This is a genomic window from Streptomyces sp. NBC_01276 (assembly GCF_041435355.1).
Classification (GTDB): Bacteria; Actinomycetota; Actinomycetes; order Streptomycetales; family Streptomycetaceae; genus Streptomyces.
The window spans coordinates 312780-337199 of record NZ_CP108444.1; the positions used below are offsets into that span (position 1 = coordinate 312780).

The following is a 24420-nucleotide window of genomic DNA, read 5'->3' on the forward strand; positions in this document are numbered from 1 at the left end:
GGAAGAGGAGGGGGTGGGGTGGGGAGCGCTAGGCCGCGGCGGCCGGGCGCGTGCGTACGGCGATCAGGCCGAACAGGGTGGCGAGCAGGGAGCAGGCACCGACCAGCGGCCAGACGAGCTGGCCGTACTGGAGGAAGAGCCAGGTGCCGGCCATCGGCCCGAGGGCGGAGCCCAGGCCGAAGGTGAACTGGAAGCTGCCGATGTAGCGGGAGCGCAGTGCCTCGGGCCCGGCGCCCGCCGGGTAGGCGAAGACGGCGGGGCCGCCGAGGATCTCGCCCAGGGACCAGACGAGGGTGCCGATGACCACGGCGGCGGGCCCGATCGGCAGGCCGTAGCAGGCGACGCCGGCACCGACGAGGGCGAAGCCCAGGCCGATGGTGATCTTCAGGGGCCAGCGTTGCGAGACCTTGGTGACCAGCAGCTCGAAGGCGATGACGATGAAGCCGTTGAGCGCGACCGCGAAGGTGTACCAGAAGAGCGCGATGTGCGCGTCCTTCAGGGACAGCGGGAGCGTGGACAGGTACTGCATGTAGACGGCGGAGTGGAAGAAGGCCGCGACGAGGTAGAGCAGGTAGCGGCGGTCGCGCAGGACCGCGCCGTAGCCGCCGGTGGGGGCGGCCTCGCGCACCGGCCCGGTGCGGACCGGGCTCCTGGCGGGCAGGGTGGCCCGTGCGACGAGCGCGTAGGCGAGGGCGAGGGCGGCCTCCCCCCAGAACAGCAGGGTGTACGTCTGCCCGCCGGCGTTGTAGAGCGCGTATCCCAGCAGCGGGGCGGCGGTCGCGCCGACGTTGAGGCCGAAGCGGTACATCGCGAAGATCATGATCTGCCGGTCGCCGTCGGTCTGCTCGGCGAGCAGGGTGGCCGACGCGGGGCGGAACAGCTGGGCGCCCAGGCTGACGAGGGCGATGGCGCAGAGCAGCAGGGTGAAGTCGGACAGGTAGAGGAGGGCCGCGGTGAGGACGGCCGTACTGCTCATGGAGAGCACGGTGGCGCCGCGGATGCCGAGCCGGTCGGCGAGGGTGCCGCCGGCCAGGGAGCCGGCGACGGCCCCGCCGCCGTAGACGCCCAGGGCGATGACCGTGTGGCCCTTCGAGTAGCCCTCGGCGGTGAGGAAGAGGACGAGGAAGACGTGCAGGAAGCCGCTGAGCCGGTTGACGAGCACCCCGGCCAGTACGGTCTTCACCGCGCGCGGGGCCTCCTTGAAGGTCACCCACACCCCGGGGGCGGCGGGCGCGGCCGCCGGCTCCGGGGCGGCCTCGGCGGGGCGGACGTCAGTGCTCATCGGCGCCGGCCTCCGGTTCGGTGACGATGGTGACGGCGGCCCGTACGGACCGCTCCAGTTCGTCCAGGCCGTCTGCGGTCGGGGCGTCGAGGAGGAAGGTCACCGCGCGGTCGTCGGAGCTGGCGAGCGGGCCCAGCCGGGCACCGGCCTCCTTCAGGACGAGGAGCGCACGCAGCGCGGCCGGGTCCCCGGCGGCTCCGGGAAGCCACTCGGGCCACATCCCGGCCTCGCCCACCCACTGGGGGCGTACGCCGAGCCGGTCGAGGGTGACGTCGGCGAGGACTCCCGGTGCGTGGTCGAGGTAGACCTGGCGGGTGAAGCGGCGCGGGGCCGGGTAGGAGGCGGGCTCGCCGAGGGCGATCTTGATGATCTCGGGTTCCATCGGCTGCCCGGTGGCCAGGTGGTAGAGGGCGAGCAGGCCGTCGCCGGGGGTGCGGGCGGCGACCTCCATCAGGCAGGGACGGCCGTCGGCGCCGACGCGCCACTCGGAGTGGGCGATGCCGTCGCGGAAGCCGAGGACGTCCAGCATCCGGCGGTTGGCGTCCCGCAGGACCGCGTCGTGCCCGCCGGACGGGTCCGGGACGGAGTGGGCGAGCTCGACGAAGGTGTGCGCGCCGGACTCGGTGGTCTCCTTGCGGGTCACCGACGCGAAGACGGGCTCGCCGTGCTGGACGAGGGTCTCGACGGAGTACTCCTGGCCGGTGGCCTTCTCCTCGATCAGCACGGTCTCGTGGGCGGGGTACTCCATCAGCAGGGCGCGCATCGCCCCGGCGTCCTCGACGGCGACCACGCCCGAACTGGAGTGCCGGGTGGCGGGTTTGGCGACGACCGGGTAGGTCAGCGCGGTCAGGTCGGCGTCCTCGCGGCCGCCGGGCGGCACCACCAGGCAGGCCGGGCCGAAGGCGTCGAGGTACCAGCGCTGGAGGTACTTGCTGCGGCAGACGCGGGTGGCGCGCAGTCCGGGTCCGGGCAGGCCGAGGGCGTCGCACAGCAGGCCGGTCTGCTCGACCAGGGTCTCGCCGACGGCGTAGGCGCCGCGCACGGTGTAGCGGCCGTGCCAGGCACGGGCCCGGGCGGCGAAGCCGGGGGTGAAGGAGCCGTCGAGGTCGAGGGAGCCGTCGACGTAGGCGATCTCGTCGATCAGGGAGGCCGGGTGGTCGGGGTCCTTGCGGGCGGTCTCGGCGGCGTCGCGGTACGACTCGGGGGTGATCAGGAGGATCTTCAGGCCGCGGGCGGCGAGTTCCTCCAGGTAGCGGGGGTTGCGGCAGACGACCCGGAAGGCGCCGGTGAGGACGAAGGCCTCGGGAAGCGGCCCGTGGGCGGCGGGGTGGGACGGTTGCGCGGTCGGGTGGGTCATGCCGGGACTCCTGAGGGGGTGGAGGAGGTTTCTTCGCAGGTCCCGCCCAGGCCGTGGGCGGCGAGGAAGGTGAGCCAGCGGGTGGTCTCCCGGGGCGTCTCGGCGGCCCGGTTGAGGCCGGCGGGGAGGGCGCCGGCCAGGATGCGGGTCACGCCGTAGGCGACGGGGAGGGAGACGCAGCGGGCCATCGCGGACTCTTCGCCGTCGCCGGTCAGGTCCAGCAGGTGGGAGCCGCGCCAGCGGGTCCCGGCGGCGGTGCGCAGTTCGAGGGAGACCGACAGGACGACGCGGTCGCGGTCGTCGGGGGTGGTGGGGTAGCGGGCGGCGAGGGCCGCGGCCAGGGCGCGGACGGCCGCGGGGTCGCCCGCGGAGACGGTGTCGAAGACCTCCTTCCAGGCGGTGCGCCAGCCCGCGTTGCGCAGGGTTCCGCGGACGAAGGTGGCGAGCTGCCACTGGTGCGGGATGCCGTACTGGGCGACGAAGGGGAGGCTGTCGCGGTTGGGGTAGACCTCGAACTCCTCGCCCGCCAGGACCAGCGGCCGGGTGGCCTCCCAGGGGCGGGCGGCGGTGCGTTCGGCCCCGGAGTCGATGTGCCGGGCCGGGGAGCCGAGGGCCGCGAGGACCCCGTACGGGGCCCAGCTGAAGCGGTAGCGGAAGGCGTTGGGGACCGCCGGGACCCCTCCGCAGTAGGAGGTGAACGCGGCGGTCGCCGGTAACGAGCCGATGGCCTCGCGGCCCCGGGCGACCAGGTGGTGGGCCATCAGGTGGTCGATGCCGGGGTCGAGTCCGGCCTCGGTGAGCACGACGGTACGGGTCCGCGCGGCGGCGGTGCCGGCGAGCGCGGCGAGCTCCGGGGAGACGTAGCTGGTGCAGGCGAAGTGGGCCCCGCGGTCGGTCGCCAGACGCAGCAGCGCCGGGTGTTCGGCGGCGGGGAGCATGGAGACGAGGACGTCACCGGGGCCCACCCCGTCCGCCAGGGCGGCCGGGGTGAGGGCGCGGGCCTCCGCGCGGCCCGCGAGGCCGTGGGCGGCCAGGCGGGCGGTGGCGCGATCGGCGGTGCGGTCCCACAGGACCACGCGACGGGCGCGCTCGCAGACGAGGGACAGGCCGGAGCGGCCGGTGGACAGGCCGGTGCCTATCCAGTGGACGGTGCCGGACGCCGGCGCCGCGGCGGGTGAGGGCGGGTCAGCGGACAAGGGGGGCCTCCTGGGCTTCGACTGCGGTCCGGTAGGTGTGCAGGGCGCGGGCCCAGACGCCGTCCCACTCGGCCAGGCGCATCAGGTGCGGGGCGAGTTCGGCGGAGAAGGCGGTGCTGGCCTCGACGGGGAGGAGGGAGGGGAGGTTGTCGATGGCGATGAGGTCGAGGCGGGGGGCCTCGGCGCGCAGGGTGCGGACGGGCTCGGTCCAGGTGGTGGTCTCGTCGTAGACCGGCAGGACGTTGCAGTCGGAGGTGACGTCGCAGGTGACGTCGGAGAGGAGGCAGAGGCGGCGGGCGTGGTCGTCGAGGTCGGCCTTGGTCAGGAACGGCGGTACGGGGGTGGTGGTCAGGACGGTGTTGACCATCAGGTCGTGGCCGAGCAGCGCGGCCCGGTCCAGGGAGCGGGTCTCGGCGAGGTCCCAGCGGGTGGGTTCCAGTCCGGCCCGCACCAGTGCGTCGCAGGCACCGCGGCCGCTGCGGCCGAGGGCTCCGACGACGAGGGCGGTGGTGGGGTCGCCGGTGGTGGCGCCGGAGGCGAGGAGGGCGTCGAGGGCGGGCCGGTCGGTCGGGCGCAGCGGGGTGGTGAGGGTGCCGCGGTGGTGCAGGACGGCGAGGGCGGCGCCGATGTAGCCGGCCCAGTAGCCGAAGGCGGCGACGCGGCGGCCGGCTTCGTCGGTGAGGTACTCCATGTCGAGCAGGGCGCCGCCGCCGGCGGTGAAGCGGGAGAGCAGTTCGGCGGCGCCCGACTGGCCCTTGTAGGCGTGGGCGAAGTAGATGTGGCGGTGGCGCAGGGCGGGTGCGCCGGGGCCGGCGGGGAGTTCCTTGAGGCCGAGGACGTAGGCGTCGGCGGGGGCCTGTGCGTCCCAGGAGGCGGTGGGGGCGGTGGCGCAGCCGGCGGCGGCGTAGTCGGCGAGGGGGAAGGCGCGCTGGTCCGACTCCTCGACGGTGATCCGGACCCCGGCCTCCACCAGGCGGCCCGCGTCGTGCGGGGTGAGGGGGGCTCGGCGCTCGGTGGGGCGGGCCTCGTGGCGCATCCAGAGGTGAGTACTGTCCGACATGGTGCGTTTTGTCCTGTCTGAAGGCATAGGGGTGGTAGACCCCCGGCCTGATCGCGGTTGCGGGGGCGACGTCCTGGGAGTGCCTGCGCGCTAGAGGAGCGGGATCCGGGCGTTCGCCAGAGGGCGGTAGGCGGGGGTCGCTGTGGTGCTCCAGCCTGCCGTGCGCAGTTCGGTGACGACGGCGGTGGCGAGCGCCACGGCGAGCCGCTCCCCCGGGCAGCGGTGGGCCGCCGCGCCGAAGGTGAAGATCACGGGATTCACCCGGCCGGGGTGCAGGGTGTGGGGGTCCGGGTTGACGGCGGGGTCCCGGTTGGCGGCGGCGAGCACCACGAGGAGCTGCTGCCCGGGTTCCACCGTGGAGCCCGCGTGGGTGAAGGACCCGGCGGCGAAGCGGCGGGTGTTCTGGATCGGGGCGTCTTGGCGGACCACCTCGCGCACGAGCGCGCCCGTGTCGGGGGCTTCGGCGCCCCGGGCGAGGGCGACCAGGGTGTTGCCGATGAGCCCGGCGGTGGCGTCGTAGGTCTGGGAGAGGAAGCCGATGGCGTTGGAGAGCAGCGGCCCGAGGTCGACCAGGCCTTCCCGGTCGGCGGCCCGCACCAGCCCGGCGAGCAGTCCGTGCGCCCGGCCGGCGCCGTACCCCTCCCGGATTCCGGCTCCGGACGCCGCCCCCGGCGTGCTGCCCGGCGCCCCCTCCGGGCCCGCGGCGGCGGCCGAGTCCAGTACCGGGCCGAGGAGTTCGCGCAGCCGGACGGCGGCCACCGCGGCCGCCTCCCGGTCCTCGGGGCCCGCCGTGGCGGGGATGCAGCGGACGAAGTCGGCGATCGCGCGGGCCGCCTCGCGGTCGGCGCCCCCGGTCAGCCCGGCGAGCACCGCGACCACCCGCGCCGGGACCCCGAACATCAGCTCCTCGTACGGGACTTCGCCGCCCGCGGCGAGCGCCTCACGGGTGAACCGGGCCGCCAGCTCCCCCGCGTACGCGGTGTCGGCGGCGGCCAGGGCCCCCGCGACGGCCCCCTTCAGGCGGGCCGCCGCCGCACCGTCGGTCATCCGCACCAGCTGCCCGAACACCTCGCCCGCCGCCGTGCCGGCGATCCCGGCCGGAACCGGCTCCGCCACGGGCCGTACCCGCAGGACGCCGCTGCCGAGCACCGCGCGCACCGCGGCGGCGTCGGCCGCCACCCAGGCCCCCAGCGCCTCGTCGAAGGCGAAGGGGCGCTCGGCCACCAGGCGCGCGTAGAAGGGGTAGGGGTCCGGGAGGCGGACGGCCTCGACGGGGCTGACGGTCGTGGTGCTGCTCACTGGTGACTCCTTGTCGAACGGGTGGTGCGGGCCGAGCGGGCGAAGCAGGGGCGGACGGGCGAGGGGCCGGGCGGGTGCAGGAGGGTCAGGCGGGTGCAGGGGGGTCAGGCGGGTGCAGGGGGGTCAGGCGGCCGCCGCGCGGGCCGCCCTGCGCATGTCGAGGGAGCCCGCGATGGCCATCCTCAGCACCTCCGAGGTGCCCTCGTAGACGCGCAGGGAGCGGATCTGCCGGTACAGCCGCTCGGTGACCGAGCCCTGCACGATGCCCGCCGCCCCGAGCAGCTGCACGGCGGAGTCGACGACCCCCTGGGCGGCCTCGGTGGCGTGCACCTTCGCGATGTTGGAGTGGCGGGCGAACCGCCGGCTGCCGCGGTCGGTCTCCCAGGCGGCCCGCGCCACGAGCAGCGCGGCCGCGTTCAGCTGCACCTCCATGTCGGCGAGGGAGGCCTTCACCAGCTGGAGGTCGAACAGGGTGGCCCCGTACGCCTCCCGCCCCAGGACGTGGGCGAGCGCGGTGTCGAAGGCCCGCCGGGCGAATCCGAGGGCCGCCGCGCCGACCGTCGTACGGAACCGCTCCAGCAGGTCGACCGCGACCACGAACCCCTTCCCCGGCCGCCCCAGCAGCGCGTCCGCGGGCAGCCGGCACCCTTCGAAGGACAGGTGCGCGAAGGACCGCGGGGCGATCGCGTCGATCCGCTCGACCCGCAGCCCGGGGGTCGACGCGGGCACCAGGAAGGCGGACAGCCCCAGCGGGCCGGGGCCCTGCCCGGTGCGGGCGATGACGACGAACACGTCGGCGATGGTCCCGTTGGCGATCCAGGCCTTGCGCCCGTCGAGCACGTACGAACCGTCCGCCGCGTCCTTCACCGCCTCCAGCCCCACCGAGGCCACGTCCGAGCCGGCCTCCTTCTCGGAGACCGCGAAGGCCCCGATCAGGGTCCCCGCGGCCATCCCCGGCAGGTAGCGGCGGCGCTGCGCCTCGCTGCCGAAGCGCAGCAGCGGGGTCGCGGCCAGCGCCTGGATGGAGAAGGCGAAGTCGGCGAGGTCCTCCGCGTACGCGAGGGCCTCGCGGCGCAGGCACACCGCGCGGAAGTCGTCCACCGGCGCGCCCCGGGGGTCCAGTTCGGCCAGCCAGCCCGCCGCGCCCAGGGCGCGCACGAGCCGGCGCCCGGCCGCGTCCGGGTCGAGGGCGCGGATCTCCTCCCACAGCACCCGGTTGCTGTCGCACCAGGCCCCCGCCCCCTCGGCGAGGCGGCGGTGGGAGTCCTCGTAGAAGGGCAGGGCGAGGACCTCGGGGTCGAAGCTCGTCGTCAGTTCCATCGTCCGGCTCCTCAGATGACCAGGTCGGCGGGGGTGTCGGCAGGGGCGTCGACGGGACCGGCGGCGGGGGTTCCGGAGGCGGGCCCGCCCGAATCGGACGCCCCGGCGCGGACCCGCTTCACCAGGGCGTGCTCGACGAAGTAGGCGAAGGAGGCGTAACCGCGCCAGATGCGGCGCCACTCGCGCTGCACCGCCTCCTCGCCGGAACCGCGCAGCACCTCGTCGAGGTAGGCCACGACGATCTCGGCCGACTGGCGGGCGTGGCCCGCCGAGAAGTTGTCGATGGACAGGTGGGCCTCTTCGTAGGAGACGTCGAGGCCGTGGCGGCGCAGCTTCTGGATCTCGTGCAGCCGCATCGCGCCGAGGCCGAACATCTCGATGCCCAGGTTGTAGCCGAGGATCTCGTTGTAGAGGCTGTCGGGGAAAAGCGACAGGCACACCTGGTGGATGGAGAAGCCGTACAGGTGGTCCGGCAGGTCGCCCTGGTGCAGGAACGCCTCCTGCCGGATGTGCGGCAGGTCCATGTCCATGCTGGCCAGCACCTTGTGGATGATCGTGATGTGGTTCTTGGCCATGTCGCCGCGGCCCATCTCGTCCGCGTAGATGGAGAAGAGCAGGTCGTCGCTGCGCCGGCCGCGGCGGCCCAGGTTGCCGATGCGGTGCGCCCAGGTGCCGTCGATGAGGCTGCCGAGGGCGTACGTCGACTGCTCGAAGACCACTTCGTCGCGGGAGGGGATCTCGGTGAGCGGCTCGTACGGGTCCACCAGCTTGTCCCAGTAGATCCGCTCGACCCGCTCCATCAGCGCCTCGGGCGTGTACGGGAACCAGCTCGCGTCGGTCAGCACGCCGCCTGCCCCGTGCGCGAAGAGCAGTTCGGCGTCGGCCAGCCCGGCCTCGGCGCGGGCGCGGGCCTGCGGCAGCACGTTCGGGTGGCGCTCGAAGGTGACGAGGCGGTGGAAGAAGCGGCGGTGGTCGCCGGGGTCCTCGGGTTCGCGGACCAGCACGTCGGTGGGCCGCACCGTGGCGAGCCGGCCGCTCCAGGCCCGGGCCGGCTCGTCGCCCGCGGTGGTGGGCACGAGGTCCGCGCCCGCGGGCTCGCCGTCGGCGACGGCCTGCGCCCAGGCTGCCAGGACGGCCGCCTCCCGCTCGTCAAAGATGCCGAACATGGGGCCGCCGAACTTGATGGACTTCAGGAAGCGGCAGGGGCCGCCGTCGCGGGCGGGCCGGATCTGGCGGGCGGTGCGGAACTCCCGTACGAAGGCGGCCGGGTCGAGCTGCCCGTCGTCGAGCCAGTCGGTGAGCTTGCGGGTGCCCAGCCGCACCGCGCGGTGCTGGCGGCCCGCGTGCGGCGCGTGCCGCTCGACGATCCGCGCGACCCGGGCGTCCAGCGACAGCCCGTCGTGCCAGGCGGCGAGCTCGGCGAGGGCCGCGGTGTGCTCGCGTTCCAGGCGTACGAGGAGGCGTACGGCGGCCAGCGCGCGGCGGCGGTCCTCGGCTCCGGTGGGCGACTGCGCGGTGAAGGAGAGGTACTCGGCGAGCAGCGGGCGCACGTCGCTCTCGGCGAGCATCGGCTCGATGCCGAGCAGCAGGTCGTCCAGGCCGAGCGCGTGGGCGGCGTAGTGGACGCCGACGACCTCGGGGAGGAAGGAGGCCGGCAGCCGGGACAGGGCCAGGTGGAAGGCGCCGTGCAGGGCGGTGAGCGGGCGGGCGCCGGTCTCGTCGAGGAAGGCGGCGGCCTCCACCCCGGACAGGAACACGCCGTGGCCGACCAGGGCCCGGCGGCGCCGGCCGAGCATGCCGGCCTCGGCGGTGCCCTCGCCCTGGAGCAGCCAGTGCTGCCCGAAGAGGCGGCCCACGATCTCGGCGGGCTGGGTCGCGGCCTGCGAGAGGGTGTCCAGCCAGCAGCCGCCGGTCAGCGCCAGGGGGGCGCGCTGGCGCAGCACGGCCGTGCGCACCTCGGGGTCGGGGTGGGTGCGCAGCGGGGCGAGGACGGCGGCGAGTTCGGCGCGGGCCGCCAGCACCTGGGCCGCGGCCTCGTCGGCGTCGGCGGGGTCCCGCAGCTCCGGTTCGTCGGGCTCGGGGGCCAGGAAGGCGGCGAGGACCCGGCGGGCGGCGAGCAGGACGCCCTCGCTCTCCTGGTCGGCGAGGAGCCGGCGGAACAGGCCCGCGGGGGGCAGGGCGGTGATCCGCGCGGCCTCGGCCGCACCGGCCGGGGAGGCCTCGAAGGGGCCGGGCGGCAGGGAGGTGGTCAGGTCGGGGAGGGTGAAGGCGGGCGCGAAGAAGCCGCGCGCCATGTCGAGGGAGGTCTCCTCGCCGGGGGTGAGGGGCGCGTCCATGTCAGTGGTCCCCCTGCCGGGCGGAGTCGGTGGCGCTCGCGGCGGCGGTCGCGGGGAGCTTGCGCAGCAGGACGCCGATCCGCACGCCCGGGACACTGGAGGCGAGCAGGTAGTGTCCGCGGGGCCTCAGCTCCCCGGCCGCCTCCCGGTCGACGAGGTTGATCAGCGGGTCGGCGGCGAAGCAGTGGCCCACGCGCGGGATGTTGTCCAGGAAGAGCTGTTCGCGGGTGAAGCCGGCCTGGCGTTCCTTGAGGACGACCAGCGGCTTGTAGAGGTTGGGGTGGAGCACCCCCTGGATGTCGCCGATCTTCATGCCGGCCTCTTCGAGGATCTGCCGGTTGACCTCGCGGGCGAGGTCGGAGCTGATCTCGTTGGACCAGTCGAGGCCGGCCGGGTCCTGGGCGCTGGCGCCCGCGACGATCTCGTAGGCGTCCGGGCCGAGGGGGTCGGCGCTGATCAGGCACGAGGCGGCGCCGTCGCTGAAGAGCGCGAAGTTCTCCATGCGGACGGACTCGTCGGTGACCCGGTCGGCGGTGACGACCATGACCCTGCGGTGCATGCCGGAGGCGACGTAGGCCTGTCCGGTGCGGATGCCGGCGAGGAGGTTGGCGCAGCGGCCGAGGGTGAGGCCGGTGAAGGCGGCCGCGCCGAGGCCGGTGGCGGCCATGACGTTCTCCACGAACGCGCCGTGGGTGCGGGGGCCGCCGGGGAAGCGGGTGGAGCACAGGATGAGGCAGTCCACGTCCGCCGGGGCGGCGCCCGCGCCGTCGAGGGTGGCGCGGGCGGTCTCGGCGGCGAGGGTCTCCAGGGCCTTGGCGGTGCGGTGGACGGTGCCCCAGCCCCACAGTTCGGCACGGGGAGGCATGCCGAACGTACGGGCCCGCTCCGCCAGACCGTCGACCGTGGTGTGGGCGGCGCGGAGTTCACCGAGGACGTAGCGGGGCGCGGACAGGTGGACGGCGGGGGCCGCGGATAACGCGGAGGCGGCGGGTGACGCGTACGGAAGGCTCACGGTGCCGGATCGCTCTCTCGGTCGGCGGACGGGGCGGACGGGGCGGGGGCCGCGGGGGCCAGGAGGGCGTTGGCCTCGGCGTACGGGAGGGCGTCCAGGCCGAAGTCGAAGGTGCCGGACCCGGTGATCTCACGGGCGGCGCGGACGAGGGCGCCGAGGGCCGCGCGGGACAGGGCCGAGCCGGTGCTGACGCGGCGCACGCCGAGGTCTCCGAGGTCGGCGACGGACAGCTTGAGGGCGCCGGTCATCAGGACGTTGACGGGCCGGTCCACGGCGGAGCAGACCGCGCGGACGGACTCGGCGTCCGGCAGGCCCGGGGCGTAGAGCACGTCGGCGCCGGCGGCCTCGTACGCCTTCAGGCGGCGAATGGTGTCGTCGAGGTCGGGCAGGCCCTGGAAGAAGTTCTCGGCGCGGGCGGTGACGGTGAAGGGGAAGTCGAGTCCCTTCGCGGCCTCGACGGCGGCGGCGACCCGTTCCACGGCTTCGTCGAGCGGGCGCACGGGGTCCTCGTCGCGGCCCGTGGAGTCCTCTACGGAGCCGCCGACCAGCCCGGCGGCGGCGGCCAGCCGGATGGTCTCGGCGACGTCCTCGGGGCGTTCCCCGAAGCCGCTCTCCAGGTCGGCGGTGACGGGCAGGCCGGTGGCGTCCACGATCGCGGCGGCGTTGTCCAGGATCTCGGCGCGGGTGAGCCGGTTGGCGCCGTCGGGACGGCCGAGGCTGTGGGCGAGCCCCGCGCCGGTGGTGGCGAGGGCGGCGAAGCCGAGGGACGCCAGGATGCGTGCGGTGCCGGCGTCCCAGGGGTTGGGGACGACGAAGGGGCGGGGACCGGTGTGCAGGTCCCGGAAGGTGACGGCGCGCCGCAGTCGGGCGGCGTCGGTGGTGCTGGTCATGGGTTCCTCGCAAGGGCTGGGGTGCGTCGGCCGGTGGTTCAGATCAGCTCAACGTACTCATCTCCGCTGCGGGTCGGCGCCGCGGCCGCGCGGGCCAGGGGGCGCAGGACGGCGGTGACGGCGTGCGGCCGGTCCTCGAAGTAGAAGTGGCCGCCGGGCGTCCAGTGGAGCTCCGGTTCGGTGGCGCACTCGCGGGCCCAGGGGCCGAGCGCGGCGGGGCTGACGTGGGGGTCGTCGGCACCGTTGAGGAGGACGAGCGGGACCGTGAGGGGGGTGTCCGGCGCGTAGCGGTAGCCGGCGACCATCCGGAAGTCGGCCTTCAGGTGCGGCAGGAGCAGTTCCTGGACGGCTTCGTCCTCGATCACCTCGGGGGGCAGTCCGCCGAAGAACCGTACGGCCTCGGTGAAGGCGCGGCCCTCCAGTGCGGCGGCCTCGACCACGCGGGGGGTCGGCAGCAGCGAGGGGGCGGAGCAGCCGGAGGCGACGAGGCCGGCGAAACCGCGGATGCCGTCGAGGCGGCGGGCGACCTCGAAGGCGAGGGCGGCGCCGAAGCTGTGGCCGAAGAGGAGGAAGGGCCGGTCGGCGTCGGCGGCGAGGGCGATGGCGGTGGCGGCGCCGTCGGCGAGCTCGGCGAGGGAGGCGGGGGCCGGTTCGCGGAAGCGGTGGCCGCGGCCGGGCGGGCAGACGGCGAGGATCCGCGCGTCGGGCCCCATGGCGGGCTGCCAGTCGAGGAAGGTCCGGGGGTTCCCGCCTGCGTGCGGGAAGCAGTAGACGCGGGCGGCGGGGTCAGGGCCGGGCGTGGTCTCGGACGTCAGGAACCAGGGCGAGGGAACCACGAGGATCAGCCATTCCTTTGCCGGTCGGTCGGAGGCGGGAGGGGAAGCAGTGCAGTACGGGGCCGTGGCGGTGGATCAGTTCCAGCCAACGTCGTTGGTGGAGGTGGGCTGGGGGGTGGGGGTGGTGCCGGGCTGCGGGTTGTTCCAGCCGACGTCACCGGCGTCACCGGCGACGACGTGCGGGTTCGCGTTGTTCCAGCCGACGTCGCCGAGGCGCAGGTGGCTGACGGAGTCGGCCGTGGAGGCACCGTGGGCGAGGCCGGTGACCGCCGTACCGACGCCGAGGGCGATGCCCGCGGCGGCGAGAACCGCGCGGCCGCGGATTCCCGAAACGCGGCCGGCCCGACGAGTCACCATGTGGTTCTTCCCCATTTTTCCCAGTCCCCTCAAGTCGTTTCGTCTTCGGCCATTCCAGGAACGCCAAACCGAGGCGGGTTTCCGGCGGTGGTGATCTCCGGGGCGCCTTGTCGGTGTTCGTTCCTGCGGTGAGACCAAATCTCCCCTGCCGGGTCACGACGAGGTAGACCTACGATGGCTCCGGTTTACGCATTGCGGGAACCCACGGGGTCTCAACCGCCATAAACAGCTGCATACCGGACAGACAGGGGTGGCACGTGGACGTAGTTAAATACGTCAAAACCGCACAAAGCGGTGCACCTGAAGCGCTGTGCGCGGCTGCGGCGGGGGAACCGCAGGCGTTCTTGCGGGAACTCGCAACGCACCTGGGCCTGCTGGCGCAGGAAGCCGCACAGCAGGCGGCCCGGCCCACCCCGGCGCCCGCGGTGGAGTCCCGTCCGGACGAGGAGGTCGTGGGACCCGGAGTGCGGTACCTGCACGGCCTGGGCAGCATCTCGACGGCGATCAACGAGGCGCTGGGCGCGGTCCGCCGGGACATCCTCACGGCGCAGCCCGACGGGGCGCGGCCGAGCGCGGTGCTGAAGGACGCGCTGGAATCCGTGCGCCGGCACATCTCGGCGGGGATCGCTATGCGGACCCTGTATCAGCACACCACGAGATTCGACGAGGCGACCAAGGAATATGTCCGCGCCGTAACGGAATACGGCGCCCAGGTTCGCACCCTGGAAGAATTCTTTGACCGTTTGATCATTGTCGACGATGTCGCCTTCATTTCGGCGAACGAGGACCGTACCACGGCGATCTCCATTACCGAACCGACTATCGTACGATTTCTTCGCGACACGTTCGACAAGGCCTGGGACAGGGCGAAGCCCTTTCCCTTCGTCCCGCTGCACGCGGCGAAGGCGGCCGACGAGGTCGTCCCGGCGATCCGGGAGTCCATCAGTCGACTACTGGTGGAGGGTTACTCGGACAAGGCCATCGCACGCCGCATAGGCATCAGCGAACGTTCCCTCCAGGCCCACATCGCGGCCATCAAGCAGGAACTCGGGGCCCTGAACCGATTACAGCTCGGCTACCTCCTGGGCCGCAACGAGGCCACCTACGTCCTGTGACCCCGGGGGATCCCGGCGCGGGAGCCCCCGCCGGGATCCCCCGGGGTCAGGTCCTCACTCGGGCACGCCCGCCGGGCGCGGGGCCGGCCGGGGGCGTCTGCGGGAGACGGCCACGCCGCCGAGGCAGATGGCGCCGCCCAGCAGGGTCAGCCAGCCCGGGACCTCGTCGAGGACGAACCAGGCGATGACCACGACGACGGCGGGCACGGCGTAGGTCGTCGCGCCCATCTTCCCGGCGGTGGTGCGCGACAGGGCGTAGGTCCAGGTGGTGAAGGCCAGGGCCGTCGGGAAGAGGCCCAGGTAGACCATGTTGAGGGTGGCGGTGAGCGGGGCGTCCGGGACCTGGTCGATGAGCTGCCCGGCGAACGGCAGGGTGCAGACCGTGCCGACGAAGCAGCCGTACGTGGTCACCTGGAGCGGGTTCGCGTGCCGCAGGGCGGGCTTCTGCGACACCACCCCGGCGCCGTAGGCGAGCGCGGCGACCAGGCAGAGCAGCACGCCGGTGAGGGAGGAACTCCCGCCCTTGGAGGTGGACATCCCCACGACGGCCGCCCCCACGAAGGACACGCCCATCCCCGCCAGCAGCATCGGCGGGAAACCCTCCTTGAGCAGCCAGCCGCTGAGGAGGGCGATGACGATGGGGCCGATGTTGACCACCATGGCGGCCGTACCGGCGTCGACCCCCTGCTCACCCCAGTTCAGCGTCACCATGTACAGCCCGAACCAGAGCACTCCGGACGCCAGGATCCCGGGCCACGCCTGCCGCGACGGCGGCGGCACCCGTTTGACGAGCAGGACCACCCCCAGCGCGACGGAAGCCGTCAGCAGCCGCCCCAGCGCGAGCGCCCCGGGCCCGAAGTACTCGGCGGACGCGCGGATGGAGACGAATGCGGAGGCCCACATCACGACGGTCACGGCAGCCGCCGACAGGGCACGTTGATCGGTTCTGGACTCGCCAGCCGTTTGATCCATCCCCCGATGTTGGCAGGGATTGCCTTCTGCGGAGGGCGAGTTGGCCCGCATGCGCCCCACCGGGGTCTACCTCCGGCCACCTCCGGCCGGCCCCACCCCGGCCCCCATCCGGCCCCGCCCCGCCCCGACTCCGGCACTCCGGGCGGTGCACGCGCGGCGGATGAGGACTCAGGGGGTGGTGAGGAGGGTGCGGAGGCGGGTGGCATAGGCGTGGGGGTGGGTGGTGTTGCCGTTGTGGCCGCCCGGGAAGGTGTGTATCCCGGTGCCCAGGAGCTCCGCCAGGGCGGTCGCGCAGCCGTGGTCGAAGACGGTGGCCGGGGTGGTCGCGCCGACGGCGGCGAGGATGCGGGTCGTCGAGCCGGCCAGGGCGGCGGGGTCGAGGGTGTCCCGGGCGGCGGCGAGGACGTCGTGCTCCAGGAAATATCCGAAATTGGCGCGGCGGCGCTCGTCCATGGGCTGCGGGGTGAGGTCCGCCTCGGTCTCCTGGCGGACGGGGTCTATGCCGAGCGACCGGGCGACCTCGGACAGGGTCGCGGCGAGCCCGGCGTCGCGGTAGAGCTCGCGGAGCCCGACCAGCTCCGCTTCGTGCCGGACGCGGTCGGCCGCCGGCAACAGACGCGGGGCGACCGGCTCGTGGGCGACGAGGGTGGACACCTGCCCGGGGTGACGGACGGCCAGGTGCAGGCCGATGACCGCGCCCAGGCTGCATCCGAGCATCAGGGCCGGCTCGTCGGTGACGGCGGCCAGCAGCCGGTGGACGTCCTCGGCGTGCTCGGCGAGGGAGGTGGTCCGCCCCGGCTCCGCGAGCCGGCTGCGGGAGAGCCCCCGGCGGTCGTAGGTCAGGACCGTGAAGGCGTCGGTGAGGTGCGGGACCAGGTCCACGGTGCGGTCCGCGTCGCCCTCGCCGCTCTGCGAGATGAGCAGCAACGGCCCGGAGCCTTCGAGGCGGTAGTACAGGGTCGCGCCGGGAACGGGGAGCGAGGACATCTGACGGGTGCTGGACATGGTGACGTGACTCCTTCGTGCGATCGACTTCGTACGGTCGGCGCGCGGACCCCTCGTCCGCCGCTCTGCAACCACCGTAATCCATCGAGATCGATGCATCAAGAGAGATGGATCGATTCCGATGAATCCATTGCGATGCAGTAGGGTGGAGCGGTGGACGGAATCGAACTCTTCCTGCTGGGCCGCGCCTTGATGAAGCTCGGCGAGGAGGCCCTGCCCGAACCGCCCGGCGGCTCCGGCCGGTACGCCGGCGGCACCCGCTCCGTCGTCATCGTCGCCGGGGACATCGCCGCCCACCCGGACACCACCGTCGGCGAGACCGCGCAGCGCACCGGCCTGCCGCAGAGTCAGGTCTCGGGCGCCGTCGCCCGCCTGCGCGAGGCCGGCTCCGTCGAGACGGCGCCCGACCCCGCCGACCGCCGCCGGACGCTGGTGCGGCCCTCCCCCGTGGTCTCCGCCCGCGTCGCGGCCGTACGCGCCGGGGGCGGCTCCAAGGTCGAGGAGGCCCTCGCCCGGGCCCTGGGCGAGGAGGGCGCCGAGCGCCTCCCCGAGGTGACGCGGGCTCTGGAGGTCCTCGCCCGCCACCTCGCCGTCCGCCCCGGGCACTGACCGCCCGCCGTGGACGCCGGCCGCCGGCCGCACGCACCGGCCGCCGGTCGCGGACACCGGCCTCCGGCCGCACGCACCGGCCGGCGGTCGAGGGCACTCCCACGGCACGCCCCCGCGAGGTGATCCGGCTCACAAGGTGTCACAGCCGCGGTCCCACCGGTGTCTTGAGGCCGAACGAGGCCGGACCGAAGGAGAGACACCATGACGCAGCGCACCGAGGTGGTCGTGATCGGCGGCGGTTACGCCGGAGTGATGGCCGCCAACCGCCTGACGCAGCGCGACGACGTGACCGTGACGCTGATCAACCCGCGCCCGGACTTCGTCGAGCGGATCCGCCTGCACCAGCTGGTGGCCGGGACGCACGAGGCGGTGCTCGACTACCGCAAGGTCCTCGCCGGGGACGTCCGGCTGGTGGTCGACAGCGCGACCCGGATCGACGCGGCCGCACGCACCGTGACACTGGCGACCGGAGCTCCCGTCGCCTACGACTACCTCGTCTACGCGGTGGGCAGCGGCAGCGCCGACCCCCGCGTGCCCGGCGCGGCCGAATTCGCCCACCCGCTGGCCGGCCTGGAGGAGGCGAGGCGGCTGCGCCCGCTCCTCGACGCCACGGATGCGGCGGCCCCGGTGACGGTGGTCGGAGGCGGCACGACCGGCATCGAGACCGCCGCCGAACTGGCGGAGCGGGGCCGCGCCGTGACCCTGGTCTGCGGCGGCCTGCTCGGGCCGTCCCTGCACCCCCGGGCCCGGCGCGCGGTGGCCCGGCAGCTGGCGAGGCTCGGAGTGACCGTGCTCGCGGGCCCCGACACGAGGGTGACGGCCGTCTCGCGCGATGCCGTGCGGCTGGGCGGAGGCCGTGAACTGCCCAGCGCGGTGACCATCTGGACGGCGGGATTCGGCGTGCCCGACCTGGCCGCCCGCAGCGGGCTGACCACCGACGCCCTGGGCCGCCTGCTCACGGACGAGACGCTGACCAGCGTGGACGACGTACGCATCGTCGCGGCCGGTGATTCGGCCGCCCCGTCGGACCTGCCGTTCAGGATGAGCTGCCAGGCCGCCGTCCAGCTGGGCCCGCAGGCCGCCGAGACCGTGCTCGGCCGGATCGCCGGGACCCGGCCCGAGCCCGTCGACGTGGGGTTCGCCGCCCAGTGCCTCAGCCTGGGCCGCCGCGCCGGCGTCCTGCAACTGGCCCACAAGGACGACACCGTCAAGAAGTACCACCTGGCCGGCCGGCCGGGCGCGCTGGTCAAGGAGCTCATCTGCAAGGGCATCCCCTGGCAGCTGGGGTACGAGGCCCGCAGGCCCGGCGCGCGCACCTGGTGGGCCAAGGACGAGAAGCGCCGGCAGCCGCTGCGCGCCGAGCGCGACGCGACACCGGCCACCCCCTGAATCCCCGACCTGACCCGACCGCCCCGACCGGACCCGCCCCGCCCCGACCGCCCCGCCCCGCCCCGCCCCGCCCCGACCCGTCTACGACAAGGACCCCCTGTGGACGCACGCCTGAGCGACCATGCCGCCGGACCGGCGACCGACACCTTCGTCTCCCTGCGCAACCTGCTCTTCACCGTCGCCTACGAGATGCTCGGATCGGCCGCCGACGCCGAGGACGTCCTCCAGGAGACCTGGCTGCGCTGGGTCGAGGTCGACCCGGCGCAGGTCCTCGACCACCGCGCCTACCTGGTCCGGATCACCACCCGCCAGGCGCTGAACCGGCTGCGCACGATGCAGCGCCGCAAGGAGGCCTACGTCGGCCAGTGGCTGCCCGAGCCGCTGCTCACCACGCCGGACGTGGCCGAGGACGTCGAGCTCGCCGAGAGCGTGTCGATGGCGATGATGCTGGTCCTGGAGACGCTCTCGCCGACCGAACGCGCCGTCTTCGTACTGCGCGAGGTCTTCGACGTCGACTACGAGGAGATCGCGGCCGCCGTCGAGAAGACCCCGGCCGCCGTCCGCCAGATAGCGCACCGCGCGCGCCGGCACGTCGACGCCCGCCGCCCCCGTCAGACGGTTTCCGCGGGCAGGGCGCGGGCGGCCGTGGAGGCGTTCCGGCTCGCCCTCGAAACGAGGAACCTGCAGGACCTCCTCGACGTGCTCGCCCCCGAGGTCGTCCTGGTGAGCGACGGCGGCGGCGTCAAGCAGGCCGCGCTGCGGCCGGTCGTCGGCGCCGGGAAGGTGGCCCGCTTCTACCTCGGCGGCTCCGCCAAGTCCGGGTACGCGGTCACCTGCGAGCTCACCGCGGTCAACGGCAGCCCGGCCCTCGTCGTACGCCTCGACGGGGAGATCGACGGGATCATGGCGGTCCGCGTCGAGGACGCCCGCATCAGCGGCCTCTACTACGTCCGCAACCCCGCGAAGCTCGCCCGCGTCGCCTCCGAGACGCCGCTGACCCTCCGGTGACCCCCTCCACCCCCCGCGGTGGACCCCCGCGCCGTCAGCCGGACGCCGGCGCGGGGACGAAGGACGCCAGGTCCTCGGCGAGCGCGCGGACCACGTCCGCGTGCCGCTCGGCCAGGTAGAAGTGCCCGCCGGGGAAGGAGCGGAAGGTGAAGGCCGCCCCCGTCAGCTCCCGCCACCCCATGGCCTCCGCCACGCTCGCCCGTGGATCGGACTCCCCGCACAGCACGCTCACGGCGGTGCGCAGCGGCGGCCCCGGCTCGTACCGGTAGGTCTCGACGGCCTTGTAGTCGCTGCGCAGCGACGGGAGGATCAGCTCCCGGAACTCCGGGTCCGCCAGCAGTCCGGCGTCGGTGCCGGCGAGTGCCGTCAGCTGTCCGATCAGGGCGTCGTCGCCCTGGAGGTGCAGGGTCTCCTCGCGGTGCACGAGCGGGGAGCGCCGCCCGGACAGGACCAGGCCGCGCGGGCCCTCCCCCGCGCGTTCCCACCGTCGGGCCAGCTCGAAGGCGAGTACGGCGCCCATGCTGTGCCCGAACAGCACCACGGGCCGCTCCCGCCACGGCAGCAGCGCCCGCTCCACTCCGTCGACCAGCCCGGCCACCGTGTCCGGGCCGCTCTCCCCCAGCCGCTCCTGGCGGCCGGGGTACTGGACCGTGAGCACCTCGGCGTGCGCGGCGAGGTCGCGGGAGAACGGGAAGTAAAAGGAGGCGTTGCCGCCCGCGTGCGGGAGGACGACCAGGACGGGCGCGGTCGGGAGGTGCGCCGTCGGGTGGAAGCGGCGGAGCCAGGGGTCGCGGCGGGTGCCGGCGGGGGCGGTCATCGCGCTTCCCCGCCGAAGTGGTCGTCGAGCAGCAGCTTCTTCTGCGGCTTGCCCATGGCGTTGCGCGGTACGGAGGCCACGAAGCGGACCTCGCGGGGGCGTTTGTGGACCGACAGGTGGGCGGCGACGAAGTCGGTCAGTTCGGCGCCGGTGACCCCTTCGGCGACGACGAAGGCGACGATCCGCTGCCCGAGGTCGGTGTCGGGGACGCCCACGACGGCCGCCTCGCTCACCTTGGGGTGGTCCAGCAGGGCGTTCTCGATCTCGCCCGCGCCGATGCGGTAGCCACCGGACTTGATCATGTCGATGGAGGCGCGGCCGACGATGCGGTGGACGCCGTCGCTCTCGTCGACGGCCGCGATGTCGCCCGTACGGAACCACCCGTCCTCGGTGTACGCGGCCGCGGTGGCCTCGGGGCGGCCCAGGTATCCGGAGAACAGCGTGGGTCCGGTCAGCTGGAGTTCGCCGATCTCGGCGCCCGGCTCGGCGGCGATGCGGGTCCGGATGCCGGGGAGCGGGGTGCCGACGGTGCCGGGGCGCACCGCGCCGCCGGCCCGGCCGCTGACGGTGATCAGCGTTTCGGTCATGCCGTAGCGCTCGACGGGGCGGTGCCCGGTGAGGCGTTCCAGGTCCCGGAAGACGGGGGCGGGCAGCGGGGCGCTGCCGGAGACCAGGAGGCGGGCCCCGGACAGGGCGGCGGCCGCCCCCGGGTCGGCGGCCACGCGGGACCAGACGGTCGGCACCCCGAAGTACAGGCTGCCGCCCGCGGCGGCGTAGGCCTGCGGGGTCGGGCGGCCGGTGTGCACGAGGCGGCTGCCGGTGCGCAGGGCGCCGAGGACGCCGAGGACGAGGCCGTGCACGTGGAAGAGCGGGAGCCCGTGCACGAGGGTGTCCTCGGCGCTCCACTGCCAGGCTTCGGCGAGGGCGTCGAGGTCGGCCGCGAGGGCGTCGGCGGCGAGGACCACGCCCTTGGGCGGGCCGGTGGTGCCGGAGGTGTACAGGATCAGCGCGGGATCCCGCGGGGAGGCGCCGGGAGCGGCGGAGGGCGGTGCGGCGCGCCGGGCGAAGTCGACTTCGATCCCGACGGCGCCGGAGTCGCGCAGGATGTGGTCGCGTTCGGCGGGGCCGGCGTCGGGGGGCAGCGGTACGCAGGGCACCCCGGCGAGCAGCGCGCCGACGACGGCGGCGACGGTCTCCAGGGAGGCGGTCGCGGTCACGGCGACGGCGGGGGCGCCCGCGATGTCGGCGGCCACGGCGCCCGCCGCGCCCAGCAGTTCCTCGTACGAAGCGGTGCGGCCGGCGACGCCGATGGCGTCCGCGCGGTCGCCGTACGTCCCGTCCAGTGCGGTCAGCACGCGGCAACTCCCTGTCGGTGGTGGGAGGCCAGGCTACGTTCCCCCGCCTGACTCCCGGCCGAGCGGCCCCGCCCCGCCCACCCCTGGGGCGGGGCGGAACCACCACGGCCGTGCGGGACGACGCGCGGGAGCGGTGCCCGGTACCGGTGACCGGGACGGCGTCCGGTACCGGTGCCCGGGACCGCGCCCGCGACTGCGTTCTGGCTAGATGACGCCCTGGGCCAGCATCGCGTCGGCCACGCGCTCGAAGCCGGCGATGTTGGCGCCCGTCACGTAGTCGCCCGCGGCGCCGTAGCGGGCCGCCGTCTCGTGGGAGACCGCGTGGATCGACCGCATGATGCCCGCGAGCTCCTCCTCGACCTTGTCGCGGCTCCACGCCACCCGGCCCGCGTTCTGCGCCATTTCCAGCGCGCTGACGGCGACGCCGCCCGCGTTGGCGGCCTTGCCCGGCCCGAAGGCGACGCCCGCCGCCTGGAACAGGTGCACCGCGTCGGGGGTGGTGGGCATGTTCGCGCCCTCCGAGACGGCCTTGACGCCGTTCGCGACGAGCGTGCGCGCGTCCTCGACGCCCAGCTCGTTCTGGGTCGCCGACGGGAAGGCGACGTCCGCCGGCACCTCCCAGACCCGTCCGCCCCGCACGAAGCGGGCCGAGGACCCGCGGCGGGCGGCGTACTCGTCGATGCGGCCGCGCTCGACCTCCTTGATCTGCTTGAGCAGGGCGAGGTCGATGCCCTTGTCGTCGACGACGTAGCCAGAGGAGTCGGAGGCCGTCAGCGGGTTGGCGCCGAGCTGCTGGAGCTTCTCGATCGTGTACAGGGCGACGTTGCCGGAGCCGGAGACCACCGCGGAGAGGCCGTCCAGCGACTCGCCGCGGACCGCGAGCATCTCGGAGGCGAACAGCACCGCGCCGTAGCCGGTGGCCTCGGGGCGGATCGCGGACCCGCCCCAGCCCTGGCCCTTGCCGGTCAGGACGCCGGCCTCCCAGCGGTTGGTGATGCGCCGGTACTGGCCGAAGAGGTAGCCGATCTCGCGGCCGCCGACGCCGATGTCACCGGCCGGGACGTCGGTGTGCTCGCCGATGTGGCGGGACAGCTCGGTCATGAAGGACTGGCAGAAGCGCATGACTTCGGCGTCGGACTTGCCGCGCGGGTCGAAGTCGCTGCCGCCCTTGCCGCCGCCGATGCCGAGGCCGGTCAGGGCGTTCTTGAAGATCTGCTCGAACCCGAGGAACTTCACGACGCCGATGTCCACCGACGGGTGGAAGCGCAGGCCGCCCTTGTAGGGGCCCAGCGCGCTGTTGAACTCGACGCGGTAGCCGCGGTTGACGTGCACCCGGCCCCGGTCGTCGGTCCACGGCACGCGGAAGATGATCTGGCGCTCGGGCTCCAGGAGCCGCTCGACGAGGCCGGCCTCGGCGTACTCGGGACGTGCGGCGAGAACGGGGGCCAGGGTGTCCAGGACCTCACGTACGGCCTGGTGGAACTCGGGCTGTGCGGGGTTGCGGCGCTCGATGTCCGCCCGCAGTACGTCCAGCCTGTCCTTGGCGTCGGTCACGTCTGTTTCCTCTCCGATGTCTGTCGGGGGGCGTGCGGGCCCGGCCGAAGGAGCGTACCGCGCCCGGGCTGTGCCCCGGCAAAGCCTCTCCCAAGGCGCTGAACTGGGACTTTGGGCCGCGTCGGATATGTCGGGACGTGGCCGTCGGCGAGCCGTAGGATCGCCCCGGACCGGCTCCCCGTCGCTTGGACGGTCCGACGGGGGGCGACACGAGCGCGAGGAAGAGGGCTGCGTGGAGACGGCACGGATGGCTTCGCTGATCGCGGCGGTGGTGACGACGGGTCTGGTGAGCGGGCTCTTCTACGGATTCGCGGTGGCGGTCATGCCCGCCCTGCGCGGTGCGGGCGACCGGACGGCCGTGGAGGTGATGCAGCGGGTCAACGTCGCGATCCTCAACGGCTGGTTCCTGGCCGGGTATCTGGGCGCGCCGCTGTTCACCGGGCTCGCCCTGGTCCTGCACCTGCCCGCGGACGGGCGGGAGGTGCTGCCTCCGCTGATCGGGGCGTTCGTGGCGAGCGTCCTCGCGCTGGTCGTCACGGGGCGGGTGAACATCCCGCTCAACAACGCCCTGGAGCAGGCCGGCCCGGCGGACGGACTGGCCGACCCGGCCGCCGTGCGCCGCGCGTTCGAGGGCCCGTGGGTCCGCGCCAACGTGTGGCGCACGCTGTTGTGCACGGCGGCGACCGGCCTGCTGGCGTGGGCACTGGTCCTCTACGGACAGTCCCGCTAGGGGGTGTCGCGGCCGTGCAGGAGGAGGGCTCGGGCCAGGGCGGTCAGGGCGGCGGTGCAGAGCAGCGTGCGGATGATGTTCGTGGTGACCCAGGTGCCCTTGAACTTGTCGAGCACCGGGAAAGCGGTGGCCTTCGCCGCGTCACCGACGGCCGCGAGCTCGTTGTTGAGCGGGATGTTCACCGTGAAGGTGATGACGAGGACGGCGAGGTAGGCGGCGGCGGCCGCGCCCGCACAGAGCGCGACCCGGCGCCGCCCGCCGCGGAACTCGACGACCGCCGAGGCCGCCGCGGCGAGCAGCGCGAGCAGGAAGACCGTGCCGAAGAGGCCGTTGCCGTCGATGGCGGCGTTGAAGTGCTGCATGGCGGTGACGTACGTACGGTCGTCGGAGGCGGCCAGCCCCGGCATCACCGAGATGTCGAAGGCGAAGAACAGGCCCGCCATCAGGCCGACCAGTACGGTCGCCAGCCCCAGCAGGAAGCCCGCCGCCCGGGTTCTTCCCCCGCCCTCGTGTCCGCCACCGCGCGGTCGTGTCCGTTCCGCTTCCATGGGCGTGTCCTCCCCCGTCGCCGACGGGCCTCGTGCCCGCGCGCGGCCGATGGTGGCATCCCGCCCGGCCGCGCGGCCAGGGTTTTGCCGCGACGCGCTACGGGCGTCCGTGGCGCGTCCCGGGCGCGTCCCGGGTGCGTCCCGGGTGCGTCCCGGGTGCGTCCCGGGTGCGTCCCGGGTGCGTCCCGGGTGCGCGGGAAACCGGCTATCCGATTTCTTTTCCGGCTCCACCCGATTCGCAATCAACAAACGGAGTCCGAATACCGAGTACCGCACAGATCTTTATCATCGGATACTCCAGGCCAATTCCAGGCCCCCTCCACCGAGGCTCCAACGGAATACAAAAAGGCTGCCGCGATCCGATGCGCATCGG

General features: G+C 74.1%; 22 protein-coding genes. 5 read left to right on the forward strand and 17 right to left on the reverse strand.

Annotation, left to right across the window (positions count from 1 at the left end):
• Positions 1-28 precede the first annotated feature (28 nt).
• The 11 genes from OG295_RS40970 to OG295_RS41020 form a co-directional block, all read right to left on the reverse strand.
• Positions 29-1282, reverse strand: a complete 1254-nt coding sequence (locus tag OG295_RS40970; protein WP_331733401.1) for an MFS transporter — start codon at positions 1280-1282, stop codon at positions 29-31.
• Positions 1272-2639, reverse strand: coding sequence for an acetyl-CoA carboxylase biotin carboxylase subunit family protein (locus tag OG295_RS40975; RefSeq protein ID WP_266845145.1), 1368 nt, complete (start codon positions 2637-2639; stop codon positions 1272-1274). The genes OG295_RS40970 and OG295_RS40975 overlap by 11 nt, the downstream gene beginning before the upstream one ends.
• Positions 2636-3835 (reverse strand): saccharopine dehydrogenase family protein, encoded by a 1200-nt coding sequence (locus tag OG295_RS40980; RefSeq protein WP_266845146.1) that lies wholly within the window; start codon positions 3833-3835, stop codon positions 2636-2638. The genes OG295_RS40975 and OG295_RS40980 overlap by 4 nt, the downstream gene beginning before the upstream one ends.
• Positions 3825-4895 (reverse strand): saccharopine dehydrogenase, encoded by a 1071-nt coding sequence (locus tag OG295_RS40985; protein ID WP_266845148.1) that lies wholly within the window; start codon positions 4893-4895, stop codon positions 3825-3827. The genes OG295_RS40980 and OG295_RS40985 overlap by 11 nt, the downstream gene beginning before the upstream one ends.
• Before the next feature lie 90 nt (positions 4896-4985).
• On the reverse strand, positions 4986-6194 hold the full coding sequence (locus tag OG295_RS40990; protein ID WP_266845149.1) for a hypothetical protein: 1209 nt from the start codon (positions 6192-6194) through the stop codon (positions 4986-4988).
• Positions 6195-6317: 123 nt separating this feature from the next.
• On the reverse strand, positions 6318-7514 hold the full coding sequence (locus OG295_RS40995) for an acyl-CoA dehydrogenase family protein (RefSeq protein WP_331733408.1): 1197 nt from the start codon (positions 7512-7514) through the stop codon (positions 6318-6320).
• 11 nt (positions 7515-7525) lie between these two features.
• The gene (locus tag OG295_RS41000) at positions 7526-9850 is read right to left on the reverse strand and encodes an iron-containing redox enzyme family protein (protein ID WP_331733411.1); all 2325 of its coding nucleotides are present in this window, start codon (positions 9848-9850) and stop codon (positions 7526-7528) included.
• Position 9851: 1 nt separating this feature from the next.
• Complete coding sequence (locus OG295_RS41005; protein ID WP_331733415.1) at positions 9852-10862, reverse strand: 3-oxoacyl-ACP synthase; 1011 nt, start codon at positions 10860-10862, stop codon at positions 9852-9854.
• Entirely contained in the window at positions 10859-11752 is an 894-nt protein-coding gene (locus tag OG295_RS41010) for an isocitrate lyase/phosphoenolpyruvate mutase family protein (protein WP_331733418.1), read from the reverse strand. Before OG295_RS41010 ends, OG295_RS41005 begins: the two co-directional genes overlap by 4 nt.
• Before the next feature lie 38 nt (positions 11753-11790).
• On the reverse strand, positions 11791-12588 hold the full coding sequence (locus tag OG295_RS41015) for an alpha/beta fold hydrolase (protein ID WP_331733421.1): 798 nt from the start codon (positions 12586-12588) through the stop codon (positions 11791-11793).
• A 75-nt stretch (positions 12589-12663) separates the two neighbouring features.
• A complete protein-coding gene (locus tag OG295_RS41020) occupies positions 12664-12945 on the reverse strand; it encodes a hypothetical protein (protein ID WP_356225225.1) in 282 nt (93 codons plus the stop codon).
• 257 nt (positions 12946-13202) lie between these two features.
• Here OG295_RS41020 and OG295_RS41025 point away from each other — a divergent pair, with 257 nt between their 5' ends.
• Positions 13203-14060, forward strand: coding sequence for a helix-turn-helix transcriptional regulator (locus OG295_RS41025; RefSeq protein WP_331733427.1), 858 nt, complete (start codon positions 13203-13205; stop codon positions 14058-14060).
• A gap of 54 nt (positions 14061-14114) precedes the next feature.
• On the opposite strand, the gene OG295_RS41030 is transcribed toward OG295_RS41025, so the two are convergent.
• Together OG295_RS41030 and OG295_RS41035 are read right to left on the reverse strand one after the other, a co-directional pair.
• Entirely contained in the window at positions 14115-15032 is a 918-nt protein-coding gene (locus tag OG295_RS41030) for a DMT family transporter (RefSeq protein WP_331733430.1), read from the reverse strand.
• A 168-nt stretch (positions 15033-15200) separates the two neighbouring features.
• Positions 15201-16037: an alpha/beta hydrolase gene (locus OG295_RS41035; RefSeq protein ID WP_331733434.1), complete on the reverse strand. Its 837-nt coding sequence runs from the start codon at positions 16035-16037 to the stop codon at positions 15201-15203.
• A 153-nt stretch (positions 16038-16190) separates the two neighbouring features.
• Here OG295_RS41035 and OG295_RS41040 point away from each other — a divergent pair, with 153 nt between their 5' ends.
• The 3 genes from OG295_RS41040 to OG295_RS41050 all read left to right on the forward strand — a co-directional run bounded on the left by OG295_RS41040 (position 16191) and on the right by OG295_RS41050 (position 19043).
• Complete coding sequence (locus OG295_RS41040; RefSeq protein ID WP_331733437.1) at positions 16191-16646, forward strand: MarR family transcriptional regulator; 456 nt, start codon at positions 16191-16193, stop codon at positions 16644-16646.
• Positions 16647-16847: 201 nt separating this feature from the next.
• Complete coding sequence (locus OG295_RS41045; protein ID WP_331733440.1) at positions 16848-18035, forward strand: FAD-dependent oxidoreductase; 1188 nt, start codon at positions 16848-16850, stop codon at positions 18033-18035.
• Positions 18036-18146: 111 nt separating this feature from the next.
• On the forward strand, positions 18147-19043 hold the full coding sequence (locus OG295_RS41050) for an RNA polymerase sigma-70 factor (RefSeq protein WP_331733701.1): 897 nt from the start codon (positions 18147-18149) through the stop codon (positions 19041-19043).
• Positions 19044-19077: 34 nt separating this feature from the next.
• Here the strand turns inward: OG295_RS41050 and OG295_RS41055 are convergent, their stop codons facing one another.
• The 3 genes from OG295_RS41055 to gdhA all read right to left on the reverse strand — a co-directional run bounded on the left by OG295_RS41055 (position 19078) and on the right by gdhA (position 22769).
• Positions 19078-19860 (reverse strand): alpha/beta fold hydrolase, encoded by a 783-nt coding sequence (locus OG295_RS41055; protein WP_331733443.1) that lies wholly within the window; start codon positions 19858-19860, stop codon positions 19078-19080.
• Positions 19857-21215 carry an AMP-binding protein gene (locus OG295_RS41060; protein ID WP_331733446.1) on the reverse strand — a complete coding sequence of 453 codons (1359 nt, stop codon included), beginning with the start codon at positions 21213-21215 and terminating at the stop codon, positions 19857-19859. The genes OG295_RS41055 and OG295_RS41060 overlap by 4 nt, the downstream gene beginning before the upstream one ends.
• Before the next feature lie 204 nt (positions 21216-21419).
• Entirely contained in the window at positions 21420-22769 is a 1350-nt protein-coding gene (gene gdhA / locus OG295_RS41065; RefSeq protein WP_331733449.1) for an NADP-specific glutamate dehydrogenase, read from the reverse strand.
• Between the two features lie 247 nt (positions 22770-23016).
• Between gdhA and OG295_RS41070 the strand changes: the two genes are divergently transcribed.
• On the forward strand, positions 23017-23499 hold the full coding sequence (locus tag OG295_RS41070) for an anthrone oxygenase family protein (protein WP_331733452.1): 483 nt from the start codon (positions 23017-23019) through the stop codon (positions 23497-23499).
• On the opposite strand, the gene OG295_RS41075 is transcribed toward OG295_RS41070, so the two are convergent.
• The gene (locus OG295_RS41075) at positions 23496-24047 is read right to left on the reverse strand and encodes a DUF1772 domain-containing protein (protein ID WP_331733455.1); all 552 of its coding nucleotides are present in this window, start codon (positions 24045-24047) and stop codon (positions 23496-23498) included. The two genes, OG295_RS41070 and OG295_RS41075, sit on opposite strands and share 4 nt — an antisense overlap.
• Positions 24048-24420 lie beyond the last annotated feature (373 nt).

Excerpts from the sequence above, each read along its gene's own strand:
- OG295_RS40970 (WP_331733401.1), bottom strand. The coding sequence starts at position 1,282 with ATGAGCACTGACGTCCGCCCCGCCGAGGCCGCCCCGGAGCCGGCGGCC.
- OG295_RS40975 (WP_266845145.1), bottom strand. The coding sequence starts at position 2,639 with ATGACCCACCCGACCGCGCAACCGTCCCACCCCGCCGCCCACGGGCCG.
- OG295_RS40985 (WP_266845148.1), bottom strand. The coding sequence starts at position 4,895 with ATGTCGGACAGTACTCACCTCTGGATGCGCCACGAGGCCCGCCCCACC.
- OG295_RS40995 (WP_331733408.1), bottom strand. The coding sequence starts at position 7,514 with ATGGAACTGACGACGAGCTTCGACCCCGAGGTCCTCGCCCTGCCCTTC.
- OG295_RS41000 (WP_331733411.1), bottom strand. The coding sequence starts at position 9,850 with ATGGACGCGCCCCTCACCCCCGGCGAGGAGACCTCCCTCGACATGGCG.
- OG295_RS41010 (WP_331733418.1), bottom strand. The coding sequence starts at position 11,752 with ATGACCAGCACCACCGACGCCGCCCGACTGCGGCGCGCCGTCACCTTC.
- OG295_RS41020 (WP_356225225.1), bottom strand. The coding sequence starts at position 12,945 with ATGGTGACTCGTCGGGCCGGCCGCGTTTCGGGAATCCGCGGCCGCGCG.
- OG295_RS41030 (WP_331733430.1), bottom strand. The coding sequence starts at position 15,032 with ATGGATCAAACGGCTGGCGAGTCCAGAACCGATCAACGTGCCCTGTCG.
- OG295_RS41035 (WP_331733434.1), bottom strand. The coding sequence starts at position 16,037 with ATGTCCAGCACCCGTCAGATGTCCTCGCTCCCCGTTCCCGGCGCGACC.
- OG295_RS41045 (WP_331733440.1), top strand. The coding sequence starts at position 16,848 with ATGACGCAGCGCACCGAGGTGGTCGTGATCGGCGGCGGTTACGCCGGA.
- OG295_RS41055 (WP_331733443.1), bottom strand. The coding sequence starts at position 19,860 with ATGACCGCCCCCGCCGGCACCCGCCGCGACCCCTGGCTCCGCCGCTTC.
- OG295_RS41070 (WP_331733452.1), top strand. The coding sequence starts at position 23,017 with ATGGCTTCGCTGATCGCGGCGGTGGTGACGACGGGTCTGGTGAGCGGG.
- OG295_RS41075 (WP_331733455.1), bottom strand. The coding sequence starts at position 24,047 with ATGGAAGCGGAACGGACACGACCGCGCGGTGGCGGACACGAGGGCGGG.